19 protein-coding genes and 7 pseudogenes are annotated in these 23,888 nt (G+C 68.9%); 18 read left to right on the top strand and 8 right to left on the bottom strand.

Annotated features, from left to right (window positions below; translation table 11 throughout):
- Positions 1–914: 914 nt before the first annotated feature.
- The 4 genes and pseudogenes from AOQ53_RS41690 to AOQ53_RS27140 all read left to right on the top strand — a co-directional run.
- Positions 915–1,089 (top strand): annotated as a pseudogene (locus tag AOQ53_RS41690) (RHS repeat-associated core domain-containing protein); the annotation flags it as partial.
- Positions 1,090–1,425: 336 nt separating this feature from the next.
- The gene (locus tag AOQ53_RS46610; RefSeq protein WP_236711838.1) at positions 1,426–1,926 is read left to right on the top strand and encodes a carbohydrate ABC transporter permease; all 501 of its coding nucleotides are present in this window, start codon (positions 1,426–1,428) and stop codon (positions 1,924–1,926) included.
- A gap of 24 nt (positions 1,927–1,950) precedes the next feature.
- A complete protein-coding gene (locus AOQ53_RS46615; RefSeq protein ID WP_236711839.1) occupies positions 1,951–2,289 on the top strand; it encodes a carbohydrate ABC transporter permease in 339 nt (112 codons plus the stop codon).
- A gap of 58 nt (positions 2,290–2,347) precedes the next feature.
- Positions 2,348–3,010: pseudogene (locus AOQ53_RS27140) on the top strand (alpha-amylase family glycosyl hydrolase); the annotation flags it as partial.
- A 479-nt stretch (positions 3,011–3,489) separates the two neighbouring features.
- Here AOQ53_RS27140 and AOQ53_RS27145 read toward each other — a convergent pair.
- Positions 3,490–4,107, bottom strand: coding sequence for a DUF6000 family protein (locus tag AOQ53_RS27145; protein ID WP_059421207.1), 618 nt, complete (start codon positions 4,105–4,107; stop codon positions 3,490–3,492).
- Positions 4,108–4,241: 134 nt separating this feature from the next.
- Here AOQ53_RS27145 and AOQ53_RS41700 point away from each other — a divergent pair.
- Together AOQ53_RS41700 and AOQ53_RS27160 are read left to right on the top strand one after the other, a co-directional pair.
- Positions 4,242–5,074 (top strand): IS5 family transposase gene (locus AOQ53_RS41700; protein ID WP_408055192.1). Its coding sequence is split into 2 segments (ribosomal slippage): positions 4,242–4,599 and positions 4,599–5,074, totalling 834 coding nucleotides; the frame shifts between segments, so codons are not numbered across the junction.
- Positions 5,075–5,674: 600 nt separating this feature from the next.
- Positions 5,675–6,182, top strand: a pseudogene (locus AOQ53_RS27160) (DinB family protein).
- A 24-nt stretch (positions 6,183–6,206) separates the two neighbouring features.
- Here AOQ53_RS27160 and AOQ53_RS48160 read toward each other — a convergent pair.
- From AOQ53_RS48160 to AOQ53_RS27170, 3 genes and pseudogenes are all read right to left on the bottom strand, one after another.
- Positions 6,207–6,299: pseudogene (locus AOQ53_RS48160) on the bottom strand (IS5/IS1182 family transposase); the annotation flags it as partial.
- Positions 6,300–6,355: 56 nt separating this feature from the next.
- Positions 6,356–7,819: a flavin-containing monooxygenase gene (locus AOQ53_RS27165; protein ID WP_078945534.1), complete on the bottom strand. Its 1,464-nt coding sequence runs from the start codon at positions 7,817–7,819 to the stop codon at positions 6,356–6,358.
- A gap of 346 nt (positions 7,820–8,165) precedes the next feature.
- Positions 8,166–8,492: a DUF6207 family protein gene (locus AOQ53_RS27170; RefSeq protein ID WP_236711840.1), complete on the bottom strand. Its 327-nt coding sequence runs from the start codon at positions 8,490–8,492 to the stop codon at positions 8,166–8,168.
- Between the two features lie 134 nt (positions 8,493–8,626).
- Between AOQ53_RS27170 and AOQ53_RS27175 the strand changes: the two genes are divergently transcribed.
- Positions 8,627–8,839 carry a hypothetical protein gene (locus AOQ53_RS27175; RefSeq protein ID WP_059421214.1) on the top strand — a complete coding sequence of 71 codons (213 nt, stop codon included), beginning with the start codon at positions 8,627–8,629 and terminating at the stop codon, positions 8,837–8,839.
- Between the two features lie 56 nt (positions 8,840–8,895).
- Here AOQ53_RS27175 and AOQ53_RS27180 read toward each other — a convergent pair whose 3' ends face one another.
- Positions 8,896–10,341, bottom strand: a complete 1,446-nt coding sequence (locus AOQ53_RS27180) for a DUF4259 domain-containing protein (RefSeq protein WP_167745769.1) — start codon at positions 10,339–10,341, stop codon at positions 8,896–8,898.
- Positions 10,342–10,500: 159 nt separating this feature from the next.
- Between AOQ53_RS27180 and AOQ53_RS27185 the strand changes: the two genes are divergently transcribed.
- From AOQ53_RS27185 to AOQ53_RS47475, 9 genes and pseudogenes are all read left to right on the top strand, one after another.
- A complete protein-coding gene (locus tag AOQ53_RS27185; protein WP_059421216.1) occupies positions 10,501–11,151 on the top strand; it encodes a DUF6338 family protein in 651 nt (216 codons plus the stop codon).
- A complete protein-coding gene (locus AOQ53_RS44885; protein WP_167745770.1) occupies positions 11,151–11,315 on the top strand; it encodes a hypothetical protein in 165 nt (54 codons plus the stop codon). Before AOQ53_RS27185 ends, AOQ53_RS44885 begins: the two co-directional genes overlap by 1 nt.
- A 3-nt stretch (positions 11,316–11,318) precedes the next feature.
- The gene (locus tag AOQ53_RS27190) at positions 11,319–14,837 is read left to right on the top strand and encodes a CHAT domain-containing protein (protein WP_059421218.1); all 3,519 of its coding nucleotides are present in this window, start codon (positions 11,319–11,321) and stop codon (positions 14,835–14,837) included.
- Between the two features lie 12 nt (positions 14,838–14,849).
- Positions 14,850–15,092: a hypothetical protein gene (locus tag AOQ53_RS27195; RefSeq protein WP_148640384.1), complete on the top strand. Its 243-nt coding sequence runs from the start codon at positions 14,850–14,852 to the stop codon at positions 15,090–15,092.
- A 208-nt stretch (positions 15,093–15,300) separates the two neighbouring features.
- A pseudogene (locus tag AOQ53_RS48415) lies at positions 15,301–16,377 on the top strand (IS630 family transposase).
- A 214-nt stretch (positions 16,378–16,591) separates the two neighbouring features.
- Positions 16,592–18,232 carry a substrate-binding domain-containing protein gene (locus AOQ53_RS27210; protein WP_059421222.1) on the top strand — a complete coding sequence of 547 codons (1,641 nt, stop codon included), beginning with the start codon at positions 16,592–16,594 and terminating at the stop codon, positions 18,230–18,232.
- Positions 18,233–18,306: 74 nt separating this feature from the next.
- Positions 18,307–18,477 carry a hypothetical protein gene (locus AOQ53_RS44890; RefSeq protein ID WP_167745768.1) on the top strand — a complete coding sequence of 57 codons (171 nt, stop codon included), beginning with the start codon at positions 18,307–18,309 and terminating at the stop codon, positions 18,475–18,477.
- Positions 18,474–18,857 (top strand): annotated as a pseudogene (locus AOQ53_RS47470) (DUF885 family protein); the annotation flags it as partial. The gene AOQ53_RS44890 and the pseudogene AOQ53_RS47470, both read left to right, overlap by 4 nt.
- An 86-nt stretch (positions 18,858–18,943) precedes the next feature.
- Positions 18,944–19,267, top strand: a complete 324-nt coding sequence (locus AOQ53_RS47475) for a DUF885 family protein (protein ID WP_269085473.1) — start codon at positions 18,944–18,946, stop codon at positions 19,265–19,267.
- 421 nt (positions 19,268–19,688) lie between these two features.
- Here AOQ53_RS47475 and AOQ53_RS27225 read toward each other — a convergent pair whose 3' ends face one another.
- Positions 19,689–20,147, bottom strand: coding sequence for a winged helix-turn-helix transcriptional regulator (locus AOQ53_RS27225; RefSeq protein WP_059421226.1), 459 nt, complete (start codon positions 20,145–20,147; stop codon positions 19,689–19,691).
- Positions 20,148–20,232: 85 nt separating this feature from the next.
- Between AOQ53_RS27225 and AOQ53_RS27230 the strand changes: the two genes are divergently transcribed.
- Together AOQ53_RS27230 and AOQ53_RS45280 are read left to right on the top strand one after the other, a co-directional pair.
- Complete coding sequence (locus AOQ53_RS27230) at positions 20,233–21,492, top strand: MFS transporter (RefSeq protein WP_059421229.1); 1,260 nt, start codon at positions 20,233–20,235, stop codon at positions 21,490–21,492.
- A 305-nt stretch (positions 21,493–21,797) separates the two neighbouring features.
- On the top strand, positions 21,798–22,316 hold the full coding sequence (locus AOQ53_RS45280; RefSeq protein WP_174523355.1) for a winged helix-turn-helix domain-containing protein: 519 nt from the start codon (positions 21,798–21,800) through the stop codon (positions 22,314–22,316).
- Positions 22,317–23,176: 860 nt separating this feature from the next.
- On the opposite strand, the gene AOQ53_RS46625 is transcribed toward AOQ53_RS45280, so the two are convergent.
- The gene (locus AOQ53_RS46625; protein WP_236711841.1) at positions 23,177–23,743 is read right to left on the bottom strand and encodes a hypothetical protein; all 567 of its coding nucleotides are present in this window, start codon (positions 23,741–23,743) and stop codon (positions 23,177–23,179) included.
- 21 nt (positions 23,744–23,764) lie between these two features.
- Positions 23,765–23,888 (bottom strand): annotated as a pseudogene (locus tag AOQ53_RS45285) (IS5/IS1182 family transposase); the annotation flags it as partial.

Consider the following 23,888-nt stretch of genomic DNA (forward strand, 5'->3'; position numbering starts at 1 on the left):
TTCTCGCGCTGACCGCCGCGATCTGGCACAACGACGCCACCGGACAAACCGTTCTACGCTCACTGATCGCCTACGATCGCTGACCCCTTGGAATAGATCATCTAGGACACCTTGGTATCGGGCCGCGAAGGAACCAGCCACGCTACAGACGACGCATTCTTTCTGTTAGGAGTTCTTAGTCCCCTCCATCCAGCGGCGTCGGATGCTGCTCGTCGGCGGCATTGCGATCACTTCAAGGCGTGCTGTGTGCTCTGGTGCTGCTGAACGTGGTGTCTCCGGAACAAGCATCAGCCGTGGCGGTGATCACGGCGTCCGGTACTGCGTCGGTTAGGGCTGTAGCCCCTGGTCAGCAGCGAGGTGGCGCGGTCATCGATGGCTGATGAGCTGGCCCGTTCAGGCTGGCGCCGTGCGGGGTCCTGAGCAGAGAGCAGGGCCCCGTCTCGGGCGTGGGATCCCCAGGAAGCTGGAGCAGCCTGTCGGCTGAAGCGGGCGAGACGATCACCCGGGCCTTTGGCGGTGGCGCCAGGGGGCGTGCACCGGCTTTTCGGACATGCGCATCGGCGCAGGCCGACACGACCGGGTTCGTCGTCCTGCACCGGTGGGCGGAGGTCCTGGAGCGGCACTTCCCGCCGGAGCTCCCCGACCGCGTCCGCACCGGGTAGGTCCAGCCGCAGGCCGACCACGGACCGGGACGCCCCGACCACGGGCCCGACCACGGCAGGTCAGCGTGCTGGTGTACCTCGCCGATCGCCCGATCGCCCGGCGTTCCTCGAGGACGCCGCCCGGGCGGTCGCCTTCCCCGGCGTCTTCCTCACCGTGGCCTTCTTGCCCGGTGTGGCTGGCGCCTCCTGCGAGTCCGCGTCGCCCGTCTCGCCCCGCGCCGCCCGGGCCTTGTCGACCGACTCCCGGCCGCCCCCCAGCCGCACCGCTACACCGGCGCCTACCTGGACCCGACGGGCCTGTACAAGATGGGGCACCGCTACTACGACCCCACCCTCGGCCGCTTCACCCAGCCCGACCCCTAGGAGAAGAATCCGTACCTTTATGCGGGCGGCGATCCCATCAACAATATCGATCCGTCCGGACTCGGACTCATAGACGCTCTGGGGCCGGTCGGAGATGCCATTACAGGTATCGCCCACCTGGCACAAGGAGATACTCGAGCGCTGTGGGGCGACGCTGCTGGAGTAGTAGTGGGTGGACATGCTGGGGCTGCGTGCGGAACGGCAGTCGCTGCGTCAGCCCAGCGACGGTGGGAGGCTCGTTGGGAGTCACCGCTGGATGCTACGCGATTTCATGGAGTGCCGGACAGATTGCCTCCAACGCTGTTAGCGGAGGCTAGAGAGATCGGGACCCTGCGGCGGGGCATGCCAGCGCCCCGCCGCAGGGTCGAGGAAGAAGGGGATCGTAAATGCCAAAGGTTGGATGGTCGCTGGAACAGCGCGCAGCAGTGAAGAGGTGGATGCTATTTGCCGCCCTTTTCACGGTAGCTGGAGTAGCCCTGTCAGTATTCCTCATCGTGAGCTCGTTACCGGGTTCAAGACGGACCCGGACGCGGCGGCCCACCCCCTCGGACTGATCCCGTCGCCGCCGACGACCGCCTCCTACCAGCGACTGTTCGGGCCGAGCCAGAACGGGGACGGCGTCCCCTTCCTGCGCTGGCTGGGCAACTCGACGTTCGTCGCCGTCGTGGTCACGGCCGGGCATGTGCTGTTCGACTCCGTGGCCGGGTACGCGCTGGCCCGGCTGCGCTTCCGGGGACGCACGCTGCTGTTCGGCTTCGTCATCGCCGTGATGGCGGTGCCCGGCATCGCCCTGCTGATCCCGCGGTTCCTGGTGCTCAACACCCTCGGGCTCTTCGACACCTACACCGGCATGATCCTGCCGATGCTGGTGGGCGCGGGCGGCATCTTCCTGATGAAGTAGTTCTTCGAGTCCATCCCGCGGGAAGTGGAGGAAGCCGCGCGGGTGGACGGCGCCGGGGTGTTCCGCACCTTCTGGTCGGTGGTCCTGCCGATGGCCCGGCCCGCCCTGATCACCCTGACCATCCTGTCGTTCCAGGGCTCCTGGAACGAGTTCACCCACTTCCTGGTCGCCACCCAGTCCGCCCAGTACGAGACCCTGACGACCGGACTGGCCCGGTTCGTCTCCGGTGGCCTGGGCAGCGGCACCCAGTACCCGCTGAAACTGGCGGCGGCCCTGCTGTCGACGCTGCCGGTGGCGGTGCTGTTCTTCTGCTTCCAGCGGTACTTCGTCCGGGGCGCCAACGCCGGAGCCGTCAAGGAGTAGCGGCGGGCGAACCCTAGCGACCCGCCCCGCGCCCCCACCGAAGGAGTCGCACAACCGCATGCCGACAACCGGTAACACCGCACCGTGGTGGCGCAGCGCCGTCATCTACCAGGTCTATATCCGCAGCTTCGCCGACGGCAACGGTGACGGCGTCGGCGACATCGCCGGCCTCCGCTCCCGTCTGCCGTGCCTCAAGTCACTCTGTGTGGAGGCCCTCTGGATCAACCCCTGGTACAAGTCCCCGATGGCGGACCACGGTTACGACGTGGCCGACTTCCGCGAGATCGACCCGCTGTTCGGCACCGTCGCTGAGGCCGAGCAGCTCATCGAGGAGGCACACGGGTACGGGATCCGCGTCATCCCGGACATCGTCCCGAACCACACTTCGGACCAACACGCCTGGTTCCAGGCGGCGCTGGCCGCCGGCCCCGGCAGCCCGGAGCGGGAGCGCTACATCTTCCGCCCCGGCCGCGGTCCCGACGGCACCCAGCCGCCCAACAACTGGGTGTCGGTCTTCGGCGGCCCCGCCTGGACCCGGCTGCCCGACGGCGAGTGGTACCTGCACCTGTTCGCTCCGGAGCAGCCCGACCTCAACTGGCAACACCCGGAAGTGCGGGAGGAGTTCGAGTCGATCCTGCGGTTCTGGTTCAGCCGGGCCGTGGACGGCTTCCGTATCGATGTGGCGCACGGCCTGATCAAGGACCCCGAACTGCCCGACCTGCCACCCCGCCAGAACTGCTCGAACTCACCGTGCGCGACGTCATAGACGACAACGCGATGGTGGCGCTCAACCTCGCAGGCCATCGTCTTCCGCTGCCGCCCGAAGTCGCCCGGTTGGTCCGTGCGCTACGCGACCAGTGCCAGGCACGCTGGCAGCTCGATCAGACAGCCAGCACAACACCGTGGCTGTTCCCCGGCCAGGAGCCTGCTCGCCCTCTCGGAGCCACCTATCTCAATTTGAAGCTTCGCCGACACGGCATCGCGCCTCGCGCCGGCCGCAACAATGCAGTCTCGCGCTGGCTACAGACCTGCCAGCGTCCGTCCTCGCCGACTTCACCGGCACCAGCATCAGTAACGCCACCCGCTGGACCGGATACGCCAGACGCGACTGGCTCGACTACATCGCATCCCGCACACGGACCTGACCGCTCTCCCGGGCGGCGGCCATGGACAAGAGAGACCACCACGAGATGGGGGCGGTCATAGCGCCTCGGCGCATTCGTCGACGAACGCGCAGAGCCGACGGATGAGGCTCAAGAAGAAGGGGATGGGGTCCGAGTCGCCCTGCATGTGAGGTGCATCGTGGAGCCACTGCTGCCACAGGCCGCCCGGTTCCCGGAAGCGGTCGGCGTGGCCACCTCCTAGGTTCAGGTCGATGAAGTGGAGAGCGCCCATTACGACGGTTTGGTCGTATGCGAGGTCAGGGCGGCAGAGGTAGCGATCCAGGTAGGCGGCGAGCAGATCAGCGTCGCGCGCCGTGCCGAAACTGGCCAGGGCCACGCTGTAGGCCAGCCCAACACAGCAGACCTCGCTGGCCAGCAGGAGTTCCCCGAGGCGCTCACGGAACTCGGTCCGGCGGGAGACAGCTACGAGCCAAGCCGCAGTTCTCCGTTCTCTCCAACTGCCCTCAAGAAGCGTGGTGATCTCATCCAGGGTGATGAGTCCCGCGTCCTCACAGAGATCTCGCATGAATCGGTCGCACTCAGGACTTTGCATGCGCAGCAAGCTGCCGCCGAGCTTCAGATAACGCCGCTCGGGCGTGACATAGCGGCGAACCAGGGCCAGCAACTCGGCATCGTCATGAGGATCGCGTATCACACGACCGATCTTGCCTTGCTGCCGCGGAACAGAGCCAACCCCTCCCTTGCCCTGGTGTGACTGAGTACGGTAGTTGGCACTTGTGTCCAAGTAAGGCATCGTTTCTTATGGTGTGACCGTTCGTTGAACCGTGCATGACGGATCTGGTTGAGCGTCTGGTGCCGGACGAGTTGTGGGTGCTGTTTCGGCGGGTGGTGCCGCCAACGGAGGTGATACGTCCGCAGGGCGGGGGCCGGCGGCGGGCCGGTGACCGCGAGTCCCTGGCCGCGATCATCTTCGTGGCCACCTCGGGCTGCACCTGGCGGCAGCTCCCGCCGGTGTTCGGTCCGAGCTGGCAGACGGTCTACCGACGGTTCGCTCAGTGGAGCCGGGCTCGCGTCTGGGCAAGGCTCCACCGCGTCGTCCTCGACGAACTCGGCGCCCGCGGCGAGCTCGACTGGTCGCGGTGCGCGATCGACTCCGTCAGCCTCCGGGCTGCAAAAGGGGGCCACTGACTGGACCGGATCCGACCGACCGCGGCAAGCTGGGATCGAAGATCCACCTACTCACGGACCGGAACGGACTCCCGCTGTCGCTGGGCATCTCGGCTGCCAACATGCACGACAGCCAGGGCCTTCAGCCGCTCGTGCGTGGTATCCCGCCCATACGTTCTCCCCGCGGACCCCGTCGCCGCCGCCCGGCGAAGCTGCACGCCGACAAGGGCTACGACTATGACCACCTGCGCCGTTGGCTCCGCAAGCGCGGCATCCGCCACCGCATCGCCCGCAAAGGGATCGAGTCCTCACAGCGGCTCGGCCGCCACCGATTGGTTGTTGAGAGGACCGTGTCCTGGCTCGTTGGCTGCCGCCGACTCCACCGCCGCTACGAACGCAAGGCAGAACACTTCCTCGCCTTCACCGGCATAGCCGCCGCCCTCATCTGCCACCGCCGACTCGTCCGTGTGGACGGGCAGGACCAGTCAGCGTGAGGCTCCGACACTGAGCTGACCCAGACACCGAAGGGCCTGATCTCCGGCTCGGTCTCGGTCTGCTCCGACAGGCTCTGTGCGTCGTCCGGGTCCGACCAGGTGACGAAGCCTGGCTCGCTGTCGGCCAGAAATCCTTCGACGACCGGACCGAGGTCGTCGGAAGCCACATAGGTACCGCTGAAGGCAACGCATCCGGGGCCACAGAAGCGGTCGAGCAACGGAGCTGCCCCGCCTGCTCGTCGTGCCAGACGTAGAAAGTCGCCACCCCAGAAAAGCCCAGATCGCGAATGCGTTCCCGGATGGCAGCAGCAGTCCGCTTGAAGGCAGCCACCACCTCGGCGACGGACAACGAACTCCTGTCCTCCTCAGCCGCACCCAGCGACCAGGCGTTGGTCTCCCATTCCACCCGCCGGTCAGCCGGCTCCAGCACCAGAGGCTCGTCCGCCACCTCAGCGATCCACGTCAACAGCACCCCAGCAGTATCCCTGCATAGCTCGACCCGAGAACCATCAAAAGAAACGACCTCTTAAGATCTGTCCGGCGGATCTTGTGCCGAAGGTCAGGCGACAGCCGGAGATCGAGCGCCTAACGTCCGCAGGCATGGCACCTTCACTTGAGCGTCCTCCCTTGCAGGCGGACGAGCGCACCGCGCTCATCGGCTGGCTGGATCTGCAACGGCAGATCCTGAGATGGAAGTGCGATGGTCTGAGCGAGGCCGACGCGCACCGCTCTGTCATCCCGACCTCGCCGGCGATGACGATGGCTGGCCTCATCAGCCATATGCGGTGGGTCGAGCACACCTGGCTGGAGGTGCTGTTTCTGGGCGGCGACAAGACGCAGAACCCGTCCTTTGACGAGACGGACGAGGACGCGAACTGGCGTACCGACGGCATCCCGCTGAAGCAGCTGCTCGCGGAGTACGAGGCCCAGTGTCACCCGAAGTAACGAAATCGTGGCTGCGGCCTCCCTGGACGACGTCGGCCGCCACCCCGGCAACCGCTCCGGCAACGCTAACCTCCGCTGGATGCTCATCCATCTCGTCGAGGAGACCGGACGGCATGCGGACATCGTGAGGGAGCTACTCGACGGGGCGAAGGGGTATTACTAGGTCCTCGGTGGATCACGACCGAAGTCAGAGCCGGATCGAGACAACGGTGACGGTGCCGTGGAAGACGTAGGCGCGTTTGTCGAACCGCGTCGCGATAGCCCGGAAGTTCTTGAGAGCCTTGAGGCGTTCCTCGGCAGCGGCTCGCCGAGCGTCGGGCCGCTCATGCTCTGCATTCATTTCGCCGAACTCGATCGAGTCAGGCCCGCGTAGCGGTGTGCCACTCCGCCGGGAAGCAGGTATTCGGCCAGCAGGTTGCCGGCGCGGCGGGATGGCAACCCCATGTCGTGCAGGAGTTCGTCCGCGCAGTGGATGTCGTAGGGGCCGAAGTCGTAGCCGCCGGAGCCTGGCAGTACCTGCTCCTGCCAGGCCAGGCAAGCGTCGATGGCCTCCCGCATCCCCTGCTCGTCCGGGGTGGTGCGCAGCGTCGCCCGGAAATGGCTGGTCAGCCAGTGCGCGGTGAGTTCCACGCCCATGATGTTGTTGAAGACCTGCCGGAAACCGACGAACCCGAGCCGGTCGGCGCCGGGTGGCACGATGCCTCGGTAGAGCCGCAGCCGCCCGTCGTCATCGTGCACGCGCACGCTCGAGTCCAGGAACGGGAAGACTTTGTGGTGCCCTGTGGCGAACACGATGACGTCTGCCGCCACTTCCTCGCCGGTCGCCAGTCGGAGCCCCTTGTCGGTATACGCCTCGACGGCACTGACCTTGGGGGCGATCAGGCCGCGGCGGACGGCCCGCACGTAGCCGCGTGGCATCACTCCCGCGTGGGCCAGATGGAAGGGGAGCGCGTGAGCGGGCCGCAGCCGCCTCGGCAGCCGGTACAGCCCGGTGGAAAGCAGCACGTCGCGGGTGATGAGCCACCACAGAGCCCGCTTGACCCGCTCGTCGATGCGGTCGATCGGACGGACGCAGGCCGGATCGTGGTAGCGGGGCAGGAGCGCCTCACCGAGCCGGGTGAACAGGATCCACTTGTAGTTGACCAGACCGAGCAGGAACCGCTCGGGGATCATCCAGTTCACCTTGCGCTGCACGATCGTGGCCGAGGCCGCCTCGTGTGCGGCGCGGGTGATCAAGTCCAATGCGGACTTGCCGCCGCCCACGACGACCACGCGCCGGCCGGCGAATGTCCCGGCCCGCACCTCGTTGGAGTGCAGCACGGTCCCGCGGAACGACTCACGCCCGGGCAGCTCGGGCAGTTGGGCATGATGATGAGCCCCACTGGCGACAACGACATAGTCGAAAGTCTCGCGATGAACGTCCGCCGCCTTGTCCCCGGTGGGCCGGGAGTCGACCGACCAGCCGGAGGCGCCCACCCGCCCGGGCCCCTCCACCGGCCGGATGGAGATCACCTCGGTACCGGGCCGGACGCGGTCCAGTACACCGAAGATCTCGGCGTAGTTCTCCAGGTAGCGTTGCGTGTCCACCGCGCTGGCGAAGTGCAAGCGGTTGGGCAGGTCCGCGAACTCGAAGATGCGGAGCGCGGACTGGTTGGCCAGCCCGTCGTAGCAGCCCTCTGATGACCAGATCCCGCCGACCTGCTGGTACTTGTCGAAGACCGTGACGTCGAAGCCGTTCTCCAGCAGCACCTTGGCGGTGACGATTCCCCCGGGGCCGGCCCCGACCACACACGCTCTCATTAGCTGTCACTCCCCATGGGCGATCGCCGTGTCCAGCTCGCTCATCATCCCGGATGCGGACCTCCCTGCCCAGGGCGCCCTCCGGTACCTGAGGCATCAGAAGCTGAACGAGCACGGCCACACCCCAGGACACGACGTACGCGGTCAACGCCCACAGACGGGGACGACCGCGCGCATCACGGTGCGTCAGAAACCGGGAACGCCGTATCCATTTGTCCCTGCGGCAGTCGACGACGCGGAGACCTCGACCCCTGCGCCGCTTTGCCACCCAATCCAGTCCATGCAGGTCAGCGCCATCCGTCCGACTGACTTCGCTGTCAACGGACACCTGCGGCGCAGCTGGTGCTCAGACTTCGCTGAGACTGCTCAAGGTTCGGTGCGACAGGTCATCGGCGTACAGACGCAGCCGAACGCCGGGCTGGCCCGGATCCCGGAAGGTGCTCTCAGAGATCGCGGTCGCCCACGTCCGGGCGATCGCCTTCTGGAAGGCGAACACGGTGTCGGCGTCCAGGCCCGCCACGTCGATGACGACCTGGCCCGGCTCAGCCACATGTGCTTCTTGGATGGGATCCACGTCTGTCAGTACGCGTTCGTACGCGCCGGGGTTCTCTGCTGGCTTGGGATTCACCCGACCGAAGGAAATGTCAGTGCTGGCGTCTACCGTCAGGGGCATGACCCCTTCGCCGAACTCCCGTGACAGTGCATGGGTTTTGGAGGCCACCATCCGGACCGCGCTGGCCGCCGATCCTCACTGGCAGGAACAGTTGGACAGGCTCCGCCCGATCGCAGCGTACGACGGCGAGACATGTGCGTCTCGGCGCGCTGGACCTGGCGGGCGTGCAGGTGTTGCAGACCCTCTTCGACGCCGCGCACATCCATGGCACCGAGGTGCGCCTCGCACCCGTGGCCGTCCCGGCGTACTGGAATGGTCCCACCTTCACGATGGACTCGGAAGTGGCCTCTCTTCTGGAGGCGCAGAGCGACCGGGGGCGGCCGCTCGGCCAGCTGCCTCTCGCCTGAGTGGCCCGCGGCGGGCGACGACTTCGAGATGCTGTCGGCTCTGTAGCGCAGGATGCCTACCATCGTCCGCGACTGTCGCGCTTATGTCGCTCGGCGAGGGCGGCGGGGTAAAGCACGTGGTGCCCATAGCGGGCACGGGCGCGATCGGCGACGGCTTCGATCGCGAGGGGTTTGTCGTCCTGCGTGTCGAGGGTGAGCTGTCGCGTGGCCCGGTGGGCCGGGCGAAGGGCATCGGCGCGCAGTGCGATGCTGCGGACCCGGGCGCGCTGGAGGCCGGGGGCTTCGTAGACCGCGTACGCCGCGCGGGCCAGGAGCACGGTGTGCTGAGTCGCTTCGGGCAGGGCACGGCGGCGGCGGGTCGAGCTCTGGTCGGCATAGCGGATGGTGCAGGTCAAACCATTGGCGATTTGATCTGCGTTACGCAGGCGGGCACCGAGGTCGTCAGCGAGGGCGAGCAGGGCGCGCCGGTGCTCGGCCGGGTCGAGCTCGTCGCGGGCAAAGCGGTCGGCGCTGATGCTCGCCGGGGTCGGGGTGGGGTCGACGGCCTGGGTGTCGCGGCCCCGGGCATGCTCGTGGAGGGCGCGGCCGGCCCGGGCGCCGAGCAGGCGTTGCAGCGTGAGCTGGGGGACATTGACGACGTCGCCGACGGTGTGCAGACCGTACTCGCCGAGCGTCGTGGCCGTCTTCGCACCCACACCGGGCAGTTCCCGGACCGGGCGCGGGCGCAGGAAGTCGGCGATCGCCTCGGGGGAGTCGTCGACGACGGTGCGCTGCCCGGGCGGGGTCAGTGCGCAGGCCATCGCGGCGAGCATCCGGTTGGGTGCGCAACCCGCCGAGCTGCGCAGGCCGAAGTGGGCGAGCACGCGCAACTGGACCAACGCGGCCAGCCCTCGGGCGTCCCGCTTCCAGTACGGGATCGCCCCGGTGATGTCCAGGGCAGCCGAGTCCGGTTCGATCATCGGCACGCGCGGCGTGACGTCCTCCAGCAAGCGGCGCAGCCGCTCGGGGAGTTCAGCGTCGTGGCCCTCCGGAACGTCGAATCGAAGGTGGCCGGGTTCTGGCTGACTCGTTATGGCGGACTCACCGCAAGTGATCATCGTCTGCGTCGAGGGCACGAGGATCTGCTGGAGTTCCTGACGCCATTGGTCGGCGTCGGCACTGTCCACCCACCCGGTAGTCAACTCGGATCCCTCCTGGAGGACACGGTGCAGTGCTTTGCGGGCCATTGCGCGAATCGCTGCTGGTAGTTCAGGCAGTGGCTCTCCTGGCCCGTCTTCTGGATCGATCACGATCTGACTGCTCGCGACGAGCGCCGCAGCGGCGACTGCTTCGACACCGTCCCCGCCCTCCACCCGTGTGCCAGCGTTCGCAACTCGCTGGAATGCCTGCTCGAGCACGTTGACCTGCTGGGGAGCAAGACCCTCGAGTCCATCAACAAAGTCGGCGGCGAGGTCACTGCCGAACGGGCCGGTTCCCCACGTTCCGTCGCGCACCTCGACCACACGCCGGGGAACTGCGACCCGGCCCAACCTCCGCGCCCTGTGCCAGCGTTGCCACCTGCACTACGACCAGGACCACCACGCCCGCACCTGTAGGTTCGCATGTCGCGTGTCCCGCAGTAGCCTGATCGAGCGGAGTCCGTGAGACATGGGGGGTGGTGAGTGCAAGCGCCTGCGACCGTCGTGCAGCTCGCTCTGCTCGTCCTTCTGGTGCTGCCCGGGGTCACCTATCAGTTCGTCCGGGAACGCCGCCGTGGGCCGGTGCCCGGTGAGCGTGATCTGGGTGAGCGGGTGCTGCGGGCGATCGTCGCGTCGATCGCGCTGGACGCCCTGTACGCAGTGGTGGCGGGGCCGGCGCTGGTTCGCCTGGCTCGAGGCGCCGACGGCGGCTGGGACGGCTTCGTGGAACGGCCGCGAGTGGTCGGCTTCGTCGCCGTGGTGCTGTTCCTCGTCGTGCCGGCCGTGGCGGCGGTCACCGTTTCCCTGGTGGATCGGCAGCGGCGCAAGGCTCGGTTCCTGCGCACGCCCAGCGCCTGGGACCACGCGTTCCGCGACCGCGAACCGTGCTTCGTGCGCGTGCGGCTCAAGGACGGCAACTGGGCGGGCGGCTGGTACGGCAACCGGTCGTACGCCTCCTCGTACCCCCACCCGGCCGAGCTGTACCTCGAATCGGCGCGCGTGATGGGTGCCGACGGGGCGTTCGGCGCGCGCGTGCACGGGACGGCGGGCCTGCGGCTGCGGGCGGAAGACTTCGATGTGCTGGAGTTCGTCGAAGCCGGAGAACCGGCGGCCGTGCCGGGGGAGGAGCGATAATGGCGCACGAACCCGAGCTCTCGCATGAACCCGAGCTCACGCCCGAAGAGGCGGCGCTGCTGCAGGAGGCCGCGGAACGCGGCTACACCCCGAAACGTACGGTCGCCGAGCCGGACGAGGCGCCCGGCGGCCCGGCCGGCACCTCGAACGGCAACGAGGACTGACGCGTGGGCGGCGGGCCCGCGAACGGTCTGGCCGAGCGGTTCTGGGAGGCGTTCCGGGTGGCCCGGCACAGCGCGGACCCCGCGTCGGTCGAGAAGGCGATCGACCTCGGCCATGCCGTGCTGGCCGCCGAGGACGTGGCCGAGCGCTGCTCGGTGCTGTCCAATCTCGGGGGCCTGCTGCAGACCCGCTACCACCAGACCGGAGACTTCGAGTTCCTGCGGGAGGCCGTCCGCAAAGTCATGGAGGCTTACGTCCTGGCGTACGAAAGCCCGGAGGACTCGGCCAACTACGCCAACAACATCGGCATGCTGCTGCACACCGCGTTCCAGCAGAACCAGGACCGTGGCACCCTGGCCGACGCGCTGTACTGGAGCCGGACGGCCGTCGACGAGGAACCGTCCGCGAAGAAGGCGTTCTACCTGGTCAACCTCGTTGTCGCGCTGCGGACGGCGTTCACCGTGACGAAGGACCTCGCCCCCCTGGCGGAGGCCGCCGAGCACGCGCGGGCCGCCGCCGAGTGCGCCCCCGATGATGTGTCCACCGCCAGGAGTCTGCACTGCCTCGCCGTCGTCCTGCGCGACTGGTCCCATGAGACCGGGGAGACCGGTGTCGTGGAGGAAGCCGTCGACGCCGCGCGGCGAGCGGTGGAGCACACGTCGGCCGGGTCGTCCGACGTGCTCGACCGGTTGAAGATCCTCGCGTACCTTCTCGACGACCGCTACCGGGCTCGCGGAGCGCGGGATGATCTGGCCGAATTGCTTCGGGTCCGGCAGACGTTGGTGGCCCACACCCCGGTCACCGATCCGCGGCACTCGCAGAACCTCGTCGAGCTGACGACCACGGAACGAGACTGGGCCGCGCTCACCGGCGAGCGCCCGAAATCGAACCTTGGCTGGGAACGCGCCGACACCGAAGCCGAAGTGTGCGGCCGGTATGCCGCCGAGTTCAAGCAGACCCGGGACTCGGCCCTGCTCGAGCGGGCGATCGAGCTTGGGCGTTCGGCGGCGGCGGCGACCCCCGCCGGGCACCCCCGTCGGGGCGTGCGGCTGGACCACTTCGCCGCGGCGCTGGCCACCCGGGGTGAAGAGTTCGGGGACCGCGCCGCGCTCGCGGAGGCCGTCATCATCGAGCGGGAGGCGGTCGCGTGCACGTCGGCGGGCCATCCGCTGCGCGTCCAGTTCATGGGCAACCTCGCCGTCAACCTGAACGCGTTGTTCCACGCGACTGGAGACCTGGCCCACGTCATGGACGCGATCGACGTCGCTCGCCGTGCCGCCGAGGCCACCGCCGGGCAGGGTGACCACCCGCGTTCGCTCGGGATCCTCGGCGTCGTGCTGCACAACCGGTTCCGGGTGACCGGCGAGCTGCAGGCGCTGTCGGAGGCGGTCGACCGTGCGCGCGAGTCCGTCCGCCTCGGCGCGAGCCTGGTCGCCGGGCAGGCCCAGCGGCTCTCCAACCTTGGCGCCATGCTGTCCGACTGGTTCATCAGGACGGGCGAGGCGAGCGTGCTCGACGAGGCGATCGCCGCGCACCGCGCGGCCGCGGATGTGACGGCGGACGACGACCCGGACCGGGCAGTGCGGCTGGCCAATCTCGGCGGTGTCCTGGGGATGGCGTACGAGAAGTTCGGCGACCGGAACGCGTTGCGGGACGCGATCGCCGCGCGTCGCGCGTCCGTGGCCGCGACGCCGCAGGACAGCCCCCACTGGCCCGGGTACACCGCGAACCTTGCCGCCGCGCTCGGCGACTGGTGCACGAACCCCGTCGCACCCGCCGCAGCGCGACGGGAGCCGCCGGATCCGCAACTCCTCGCCGAGGCGGTCGGCCTGGCCCGGAGCGCGGCGCAAAGGCCCGAGCAGGACGCCTATTCCCGGGCGGGTTTACTGACCCGCGTCGCCAACGTCCTGGCGCTCGGCTTCCGGCACCTCGGCGACGGCGACGCGCTGACCGAGGCACTCGGCTGCTACCGGGAGGCCGCGGCGTCTGCCGGATCGCCGACGGAGAGCCGGGCGGAAGCGGCGGACCGGTGGGGCGATCTGGCCGCCGAGGCCGGGCAGTTCGACGTGGCCGCCGAGGGGTACGCCGCCGCGGTCCGGCTGCTGCCCCGGCTCGCCGGGCGCCGCCTGGGCCGCGAGGATGCCCAGTACTGGCTCGGCCGGTTCGCCGGGGTCGCCGCCGACGCGGCCGCGTGCGCGCTGGCCGCCGGCGACGAGGTGAGCGCGGTGACCCTGCTCGAATCCGGGCGCTGCGTGCTCGCCGCCCAGGCACTCGACAGCCGCGGCGATCTTTCCGACCTGCGCGAGCGGGCACCCGAGCTGGCCGAACGCTTCCGGACGCTCACCGCGGAGTTCGAAACCGACACCACGAGCGACCGCGTGGCCCTCGCCGACGAGCTCGACGCGGTGACCGACCGGATCCGCGCGCTGCCCGGGATGGAGCGGTTCCTACGGCCCCCGCTGCTCACCGACCTCACCGCGCAGGCACACGAGGGCCCGATCGTGTACGTCAACGTCAGCCGGCACCGGTGTGACGCGCTGATCATCACTCCGGACGGGGTCCGGTCACGCGCGCTGGACCGGCTGAGCGAAGAGACCGTGAGCCACCGCGTACGCGCTCTGCACAGCGCGTTCACGAAGGGGCGGCTGGCCGCCGAGCAGGCGATCCACGACACGCTCGAGTGGCTGTGGGACACCGTCGCGGGCCCTGTGCTCGGCGAACTGGGGCTGACGGCGGAACCGGCGGCGGACGGTCCGTGGCCAAGGATCTGGTGGGCCCCGGTCGGGCCGCTCAGCCTGCTCCCCCTGCACGCGGCGGGCCACCACCGCGACGGCGGACCTGTGCTCCTCGACCGCGTCGTCTCCTCGACGACGCCGACGATCCGCGCTCTGGGCCACGCCCGCGCGGGCCGCCGCGACGACCGGAACGAGCCGCGGCTGCTGGTGGTCGCGATGCCGCACACTCCGGACGCCCCGGACCTGCCCGGCGCACAGGCCGAAGCCGACCACCTGGCCGCTCTCATACCCGGCGCCACGGTCCTGGTCGGCGCGGACGCGACTCGTGACGCCGTTCTCGACGCCTTGCCGGCCAGTGGCTGGGCGCACTTCGCCTGCCACGGGTACAGCGACCCGGACAACCCTTCGGACAGCCACCTCGCGCTGCACGACCACGACCGCGCGCCGCTTCGGGTGCTGGACCTTTCCCGGCTGCGTCTGCGGAACGCGGAGTTCGCGTTCCTGTCGGCCTGCGACACGGCCCGCACCACTGCACGCCTGTCCGACGAGGCGATCCACCCGTTGGCGGCTTTTCAGATAGCCGGTTTCTCTCAGGTGGTCGGCACGCTCTGGCGCGTCGACGACGTGGTGGCGCCAGCCTTCAGCCAGCAGCTCTACGGCGAGTTGATCGCGGACCGATCCGGTGCGTTGTGCGCGTCGGCGGCGGTCCATCGCACGGTCAGGCAGCTCAGGGCGAAGTATCCGAACCTGCCGTCGGTGTGGGCCGCACACGTCCACGCGGGCGCCTGATGACGCGCAAAGGTGAAGGCGAGGGTCAAGGCGGAGGGTCGCCCGGCAGTGCTGGTGCTGTCGGGCGACTTCGATGCGAGCGGCATGGACATCAGCCGCTCCTTCGTCGAGATGACCAGCTGCTGGAAGAAGGTCCACCGCATCGGCCTGGACGAGGGGCTGATCACCCGGTACGGCCTGCCGGTGCTGCGGGGCAAGGCCACCGACTCCCGGGCCGCTGACTTCATCACCGCCCACCCGGAGATCCACGCCTGAGACGGCTTCGGGGCGGACGAGAAGGACCGGCCGTACCCGGTGCAGGTGGAGCTGGACGCCGTGGACCCGGGTGAGCTGCGCGGCCTGTACCAGCGGGTGATCCGGCCATGGGGACCACCGGTACAGCCATTACTGACTTCGGCTCGTCAGGGTGAGCTTTCCTGAAGTGCCTGCTGGGGCCTCGGGTAGTGGCTGTATTCCGTGGTGTGTGAGGTATGCGGGTGGGGGCGGGCTGACCCCTGCGGGACGTCAGCGCCGGGAGATGGTGCGGATGCAGGCGGCCGAGCTGTTCGAGCAGAGGATCAAGCCGTCCGAGGTGGCACGGCGCCTGCGGGTGAGCCCGAAGTCGGCCTACCAGTGGCATCAGTTGTGGCGGGACGGCGGCGTGCAGGCGCTGGCCTCCCGCGGCCCGAGTGGATCGCGATGCCGACTGTCCCCGCGCTGTCTGGAGAAGCTGGCCGCATGCCTTGATGAAGGACCGGCCGCGCACGGAAGGGTGGAGGACCAGGTGTGGACCGCCGCCCGGGTAGCCACGCTGATCGGCAGGAAGTTCCACATCTCCTACAGCGTTTCGGGAGCCACGAGGCTGATGCACCGGCTCGGCTTCAGCCCGCAGTTCCCTGCGCGGCGGGTCGCCGAACGCGACGAGCAGGCCGTGACCCTGTGGAAGGAGGCGACCTGGACCGAGGCAAAAGAGCCTGGGCGGCCTGCGGGGGCTACATCTGCTTCGAGGACGAGGCAGGCTTCACGCGACAGCCGCCCAAAGGACGCACCTGGGGCCGACGCGGCCACACTCCGCAGGTGACGGTGAGCGGTCGACGCTCAGGTCGCCTGTCGGTGGCCGGGCTGATCGCATGCGGCGCGGCTTCCGCACCCGGCTGTGCCACCGCCTGCGCACCCACCCCGCGGGCAAAGGCAAGCGCCGCAGCATGGGCGAGCGCGACTTCATCGCACTGGTCGACGGCGTCCACCAGCTCGTCAAGGCGCCGATCGTGCTGGTCTGGGACCGGCTCAACACCCACGTCTCCCACGCTTTGCGTGAGTTGATTGCCGAGCGTGACTGGCTGTCGGTTTTCCTGCTGCCCGCCCACTCGCCGGACCTGAACCCCGTCGAGTGGGTATGGGCGCACGTCAAGCGCAGTCTGGCCAACCTCGCCGTGGTCGCTCTCGACCGGCTCGAAGCCCTCGTACGCAACCGGCCAAACGCCTCCAGTACCGCCCCGAAAGCCTCGACGGCTTCATAGCGGGCACCGGCCTGACCCTCGACGACCCAGCCTCACCTTGACGAGCCGAAGTCAGTAACGGGTGGGACGACGAGGCAGAGGGGTACCGGACGCCCGGAACGCCGCCCGAACGGCGAACGGAACGTTGCGCAGATGACCCCCGGATGAACATCACCCGGCGGATTCCGGCGTGACTGGCAACACAGGGCCCCCACTGGTCACCCTGGGCTCCCTGCCAAGTACTTCACGGCTCAAGGGAATTCGGGGGGCCCGGCTGTGAGCGAACAGGTCGAGCAGTGGATCGCGATACTGAGCCTCGGGTTCCCCGTCGCCGCGTTCGTGTGGGAGTTCGCCATCGTCGGCCGCAAGCGGCTCGGCTACCGGGTGCAGATGGACACCCTGGCCGCGGACGCCGCCGACAAGCCGTACGCCGACGTGCTGGCGGACATGCGGCACGACGGCCACCAGCTCAAGGACCCCTCGTTCGTCCTGCTGCGCATCGAGAACGCCGGCTCGGCCAAGATCGTCTCGGAGGACTATCTGGCCGATCCCGCCGATCCCTATGGCATCAAGGTCACCTTCCGGAACCGCCGGGTCGCGGCCGTGGTCCTCACCGATCCGAGCAACAACGCGCTGCGTGACTTCTTCTTCGAAGAGGTGACGGAAGGCGACAACCTCCGCATCGTCGCCAAGCCCGGCTTCCGCCGCAGCAACAACGCGGGGGACCGCACGGGCACGATCCGGCTGCCGAAGGTGACGCTGCCCCGAGGCTCGGAGTACAAGGTGCTCGTCGTGCTGGAACGCTGGCCCGACGACCACAGCACCGACACCTTCCCGGACCCCGTCGTCCAGGGGACCGACGGGCACGACCGCTGGTACGACCCGCTGGTGAAGTTCTTCCGGCTGAAGGCGACCAGGACCGAGAGCCATGTGTTCGCTTCGCGGCCCGCCTGGTGGGCCATCTGGGTCCTGATCGCGGCCGTCGTCGTCCAGGCCGGGTTCACGCTCTTCTTCCGCGACGACCGGCGGCCCCCGCTGGACTGCGTCGAGGGCACCCTGCACCTGCACGGGTCCACTGCCTTCGCGCCCGCCGTGCGGGCCGCCGCCGACGACTACCTGGACCGGTGCGAGGGGGCGAACGTGGCGATTCCGCTGGAGCGGGACACCTTCCGGGGCAGCACCGACGGCGTCACCGCCCTGGACGCGGCGGGCGAGGATGCGAAGATCCCGGTCGGCGAGGGCCTAGGCGACCATCTCGCCTTCACCGACGGCCTCGCCTCCGCCGGACACCCCCGGCTGATCCCCAGGCCCGTCGCCTTCTCCGTGTTCACTCTCGTCGTCAACAATGAGGCCGGCGTGGAGAACCTGAGACTGGACCAGGTCCGCGACCTCTTCGCGGGCCGGGTCCGCAACTGGTCGCAGGTCGGTGGCAACGAGGTCCCCGTCCACCTCGTCAACCGCAACCCCGGCTCCGGCACCCGTGGCACCCTGGTCCGCAAGGTCCTGGACGGCCGCGAGCCGCCCCAGTTCACCGTGACCGACTGCGCGGCCCTGGACGCGAAGGCGTACGGCCGCTGCGAGGTCAGCAGCACCGACACCATGCTGGACACCGTCGCCGCGAACCCCGGCGCCCTCGGCTACAGCGAGGCCGCGGTCGTCGACGGTCACGACGGCGCGGACCACTTCGTCAAGGTGACGATCGACGGCAGGCGGCCCACCGCCGAGGGCGTCGAGCAGGCGAACTATCCCTATTGGCAGACCGAGTTCGCCTACACCTACGGCGATCCCCCGGCCGGGTCGGTCGCGGCGGCCTTCCTGAACTTCCTCACCCAGCAGAGCGGCCGCGACATCCTGCACGAGCACGGCCACGGCCTGTGCTCCGAAGTGCAGAACTCGGGGGAGTGCCGCCCGGTCTGACCCACCCCACCCGACCTGTCCTGCGCTAACGTCGTGCCCCGGGTATCCAACGCACCCACCCCGGAGGGGACTTCGTGGGGATCGAGAGCGACCAGGTCGTCTACGAGTATCTGAGCCGCGTCGGCGACGTGGCGCAGCAACGGCAGCTGCCGTCGGCCGCCCGCATGCGCCTGGTGTCCGAACTGCGGGGCGAGATCGACCGGCGGTGTTGGCGGCGCTCGACCGAGACCCGCGATACCAGATGACGGACACGGCGGCGTTCCGCGCCTGGATCCAGGAGCTCGCGAACGCCGCCCTCGCCGACCTTGACGGCACGCACTTCACGATCCCCGCGCCGCTGCGACGGATCGACTGCCGGATCACCCACAGCAACGGGCCCGCTTTCTATCTGGCGCCCAGCGAGGACCTATCGCGTCCTGGGACGGTCTGGTGGCCATTGGCCGACCCGGACACGCCGATCCCGACGTGGACAGTGCCGAGCACGATGTTCCACGAAGCTGTTCCAGGCCATCACCTGCAGCTGGGCGTGACGACCCTCAACACCGCCACCCTCAACCGATTTCAGCGGTTGTCGTGCGAGCTGCACTTGGGGCACCGCGAAGGGTGGGGCCAGTACGCCGAGAGGCTCATGGACGAGCTCGGGTACTTCGCTAACCCGGCGCACCGCCTGGGAATGCTGGCCGGCGGGCAGCACTGCGCGCCGCGCGGGTCGTGCTGGACATCGGGCTGCACCTTCAGCTTCCGATCCCCGCGGGCACCGGGTTCCATGAGGGGGAGCGTTGGACGCCGCTGCTGGGCCGCGAGTTCCTCACCGAGTACTGCCGCCTGGGCCCGCCGGGATTCGTCGAGTTCGAGATCGACCGGTATCTGGGGCGCCCCGGGCAGGCCCTCGCTTACAAGCTGGGGGAGAAGGCGTGGCTGGAGGCGCGGGACGCGGCCCGCTGCCGCGACGGCGCCGCGTTCGACCTAAGCAGTTCCACCACCACGCCCTGGACCTGGGGCCGATGGGCCTGGATCTGCTGCGCGCCGAACTGACCCGCTAGGTCGTCAGCGCGCGAACAGCTCGGCAGGGCGCAGCGGGAACGCGTCGGTGCCGGCCTCGATCCGGGTAGGGCAGAACCCGTCGGCCAGGACCGCGGCCCTGAACGGCGTCGCGGGCACAGGTAGCAGCACCTGCCACGAGCGCGCCACCGATACCTCGTAGTGGCGCGCTTGCTCCCGAGGGCCCGCCACCACACAGCAGCGCGCGTCCAGCGCACCCGGCCTCCAAGCCTGGGTGTGCTGGTGGCAGTGCGGATCCTCATCCGCAGAACGTCCCGTCCACAGTGGCTGCGCTGTCCAGCAGACGTGCGCGGTTTACCGCGCGGCGGCATGCGAACCGACCACGCTGCGCAAGACTTGCCCCGGTCTACTGATCTACTACCACCGCCTCCTCTGAAGGGCGTGGGCCTGCTTTCTATCGGGTCTTCTGCACGTGGGTGGTGTCGGCGTCCAGAGGGGTGCCGTCGGCGCTGGTCGGCATCATTTCAGGCACAGGGGTGCCGTGCTGGTCGACAAGGATGGAGTGGGTCTCGCCGGGGGCGAAGGCGTGCCGTTCTCCCCACTGTCTCAGGGTGAGGATGACGGGGAAGAGATCGCGGCCGGCGTTGGTGAGCACATATTCCTGACGGCGGCCCGATGGTGCGGTGCGTTGGGCGAGGAGCCCGTGAGCGGTCAGCTTGCGGAGGCGGTCGGTGAGGATGTTGCGGGCGATGCCGGTCCGTCGCTGGAACTCGGTGAACGATCGTGCCCCGTCCATCGCATCGCGGATGACGAGAAGGCTCCACCTGTCGCCCACGAGATCGAGCGTGCGGGCGACCGGGCAGTCGCGGTCGGTCCAGTCCAGGCTCGGGGCGCGCTTGGTGGTGCGTGACATGACACCTCCCAATGGGTTGCGGATTGAAACCATCATGCCGTAAGGTAAATCAGTTGCAATCTGCTACCAATTAGGTTGGAGTGCAATGAACGCATGGCGGCGGTTACTGCTCGCAGTGGTCTGTGGTGTCGCTGTGGCAAGCATCTATGCCGCGCAGCCGGTTCTGGAGCCGATGGGACGCGATCTCGGTGTGCCGGCAGAACTCACCGGGTGGATCGTCGCGACCGGCCAGTTCGGCTATCTGGCAGGGCTGCTGCTGCTGGTGCCGCTCGGCGATGTGGTCGACAGGCGCCGGCTCATCGCCTTGCATCTGGCGGTCACCGCAGTGGGCATGATCCTGACGGCTTCGGCGTCAGCTGCATGGGTGGCGTTCGCGGGGCTCGCGGCGGCCGGGGTGTTCGCGGTCGTGGTGCAGACCACGGTGGCCTACGCCGCGTCGGTCTCGCTGCCTGGCGAGCGCGGCCGGAACATCGGTGTCGTGACCTCGGGTGTTGTGGTCGGCATCCTGGGTGCGCGGGTCGTCACCGGCACGCTCGCGGAGGTGTGGGGCTGGCGGAGCGTCTATGCCGTGCTCGCGGTGCTGTCACTCGGGCTCGCAGCCCTCGTCCTCGTGGCACTGCCGTCAGAGGAGCGCCCCAGCCCACCTGCCGGGTACAGGCAGGTTGTCGTCTCGCTCGGCGGACTGTTCGGGCAGCGGGTCTCCCTGACGCGCGGGCTCATCGCGTTCTTCTTGTTCGCATCGTTCGGAACCCTGTGGAGCGGACTGTCCCTGCCGCTGGCGGACACGCCGTGGCAGCTGAGCGAGAGCCAGATCGGACTGTTCGGCATCGCCGGACTCGCCGGCGCACTGGGCGCGGCACGCGCGGGCCGGTGGGCGGACGCAGGGCGGGCGGCCCCGGTCACCGGTCTCGCGCTCGCCCTGCTGATCCTCTCCTGGGCAGCGATCGCGCAGCTGTCGTGGTCACTGTGGCTCCTCATCGTCGGAATCGTGGTTCTCGACTTCGCGGTCCAGGCCGTGCATGTGAGCAACCAGCACCTGCTCACCGCCGCGTATCCGGATCGCGTCAGCAGCGTCATCGGCAGCTACATGGTCTTCTACTCACTCGGCTCCGCCCTCGGCGCAGCAGCGACCACCGCCCTCTTCACCGCCTACGGCTGGGCGGGCTCCAGTCTCCTCGGGGCCGGATTCGCGGCGTGCGCGCTGGCCGTCTGGGCGACCAACAGGCAACCGACCCGCGATAGCGCGCACAGCCAATCCGAGAAGGCGGGTCAGCGCCAGGCGCGGGAGGAAACGCCAGGCACTGACCAAGCCGGACAAGTGATGGACAACCCCAAAGTCCTCTGAGTGCTCCCAGGTCACTGTAATCTCAGGCCTTGAGCCTTTCTTCACGAACCTATGCCGATTTTGTCCCGTCTAACCAGTTCGGGATTCCTGAAGACCTATCATCTGCGTCACCGCTCGTTCGAGATGTGTGAGAGGGAGGCCGGGGTAAGCCTTGCGATCGTGGAAACCTTCGAGTGATGGCGTTCGAAACCGATGAGCTGGTTGCCCAGGCCACTGGCTACCGCTGTCTTCACGAGGGCATCGACGTCCTCAGCTGCCAGGCCCCCGACCTGCACGACGTCCCAAACCGCTTTAGGCGCGAAGGCATGACGCACGTGATCCTCGACGGCACGCTCATCGAGTCCGACCGCCTCGCGGGCGTCCGTGAGAACGGCAACGACCTGTGGTTCTCCCAGAAGCACAAGACGTTCGGTGGCAATATCCAGTTCCTCGCCGCTCCCGACGGCACCCCGTTGTGGGTCTCCGACGTCGAACCCGGCTCCACCCCGGACATCACTGCCGTGCAGCCGGGGCCAGCTGCACCGGCGCGTGTTTCGTGGTTACGTCGCCCACTCCAGTCCGAGATCAGCCAGAGCGAGATGTGCGCGGAGCTGGGCGCGAGCAAGCCCACCGTCAACCGCGGCTTCAAGGAGCTCCGCGAGTGCGGACTCGTCTGGAGCCTCGAAGACGGCCTATACCAGATCCACCCGCTGGTGACCGGCGGCAAGGTCTCCTCCGCCGTCATGGCCGTCCCCGAGATCAAAGCCGCCGAGCCCGAACGCTTCACCGAGCAGCGACGGGCCCGGTACGCCGCGCAGATGGCCAACCTGGCCCCGACCGGCTGAGCCTTCCTCCGACCGCCCGCGAAGAACACCACGGTGCCGCACCCCCAGGTGCGGCGCCGTTCCTGTGCCCGGCCCCCACCCACGCCGGTAGCACCAGATAAACCGGCTTGTTCTGGAGGGGCAGAACAAACGGTGCCGCTGAGCGACGGTCGGCGTCCCGTTGCAGCGGACGGACAGGGCATCGCTGCGTCCCGTTGCTGCCCGACCGAGGCCGGCCTGCTGCTCGTGCAGCACCCTTGCGCCGCCCGGGTCGTGCGATTACTGCGCCCCAGCCCCCGATCCCGTGCAGCAACCGGCCTTGCACCCTTCACCACCAGGAGCAGCAGCCGGTTGCGCAACGGACGCTGCACAGTGCAGGCCGGGAAGGGTGCAAGGGACTGCAACGTGCAGTCGGTGTGCAGTCGGTTGCAGCAACGGCGGACTCACCGGGAGCGCCGGCACCCGGCGAGGACAGGGCTGATCGGCAGCAACCTTGCACTCCAATAGTGGTTAGTACAGATAGCGGTTCTGTGCGGGTAGTAGATCCCTCCCCCCTGAGAGCAGAGCCCGGTCCGGGAACAGCCGAGAGCCGCAGCATGACGGGACGACGGTGGCTAGACAGGGGCATCAGCGGGGCTCTCCAGCTCCCGGAGGCGCTGTGAGGCGCTGTGAGCGCCTCTGGGAGCCTTGATCGTCACTCGGGAGCCCGGAGGGCCTCAGAACGCGGCAGATGGCCGCACAGAGCCGGGAAGGATCATGCGCGCCGGACGCCGGCAGTCCGTCGTTACAGGCGAGGGCAGGTGATCGGTTCCCGCGTTGCGAGCTCTGCTCTCAGGGGGAAGGGGGAACAACCCGCACATAGGTACTACCTGTACTAACCACTATTGGGGTGCAAGGCCGCCCCCCGGGCCGGGCCCGGTACGAGCGGGTGGCGCGGCACCGGCCGCGACCCCGGAGGGTGGCAGCCGGCTGGTGGGTGCAAGACCGGGCCGGGACGTGCGGGGCGGCCGCGGCTGCAGGCGCTGGGCGAGGGTCTCGCAGTACCCGAGGGACGTTGCCGCCACCGCGAGATCGCCTCTGGTGGCGGCCCGCCGGGCCACGGCCATCATCGCCAGCATGTTCTGCAGCGGGCTGTCCTCGCCGGCGGCAGCGGCCTCTTCGACCCGGGCGAGCAGCACGCGGTCGGCCTGGTCCAGGACCTCGGACCACACACCGCCGTACGCCGCCGCGTCGACTCCGGTCAGCGGTGTCAGCCACAGGTCGGCGTGCGACTGGAGCACCCCTTCGGGAGAGCGGAAGTCGAGCACGGTGCCGCACGGCATCGTGCCGTCGTCGGCATGGTCCGCGGCGCCAGGCCACCCGTCCAGGTTCACGGTGTGCCCGGGGCACAGGTACGCGAGCCAGGCCGCGCCGGACCCGGAGTCCTGTGCGGGGCCTTCGCGGAGCACAGTGGCCTTTAAGGGGTCCTTTCAGAATGCCGGGACTTTGCGGGCGAGGGTCATGCAGTGGGCGAGATGGAGGAGAACGTCGTGCATGTCGTCCCGGGTTTCCCAACGGGTCCGTAGGCGGCGCGGTCCGTGGAGCCAGGCGATG

Origin of the sequence: Streptomyces azureus (genome assembly GCF_001270025.1) — a bacterium.
Classification (GTDB): domain Bacteria; phylum Actinomycetota; class Actinomycetes; order Streptomycetales; family Streptomycetaceae; genus Streptomyces; species Streptomyces azureus.

Bases quoted from the DNA above. Each gene is read 5' to 3' on its own strand.
- AOQ53_RS46610 (WP_236711838.1), top strand. From the start codon at position 1,426: ATGGTCGCTGGAACAGCGCGCAGCAGTGAAGAGGTGGATGCTATTTGC.
- AOQ53_RS27165 (WP_078945534.1), bottom strand. From the start codon at position 7,819: ATGAGAGCGTGTGTGGTCGGGGCCGGCCCCGGGGGAATCGTCACCGCC.
- AOQ53_RS27170 (WP_236711840.1), bottom strand. From the start codon at position 8,492: ATGCCCCTGACGGTAGACGCCAGCACTGACATTTCCTTCGGTCGGGTG.
- AOQ53_RS44885 (WP_167745770.1), top strand. From the start codon at position 11,151: ATGGCGCACGAACCCGAGCTCTCGCATGAACCCGAGCTCACGCCCGAA.
- AOQ53_RS27225 (WP_059421226.1), bottom strand. From the start codon at position 20,147: ATGTCACGCACCACCAAGCGCGCCCCGAGCCTGGACTGGACCGACCGC.
- AOQ53_RS27230 (WP_059421229.1), top strand. From the start codon at position 20,233: ATGAACGCATGGCGGCGGTTACTGCTCGCAGTGGTCTGTGGTGTCGCT.
- AOQ53_RS45280 (WP_174523355.1), top strand. From the start codon at position 21,798: ATGACGCACGTGATCCTCGACGGCACGCTCATCGAGTCCGACCGCCTC.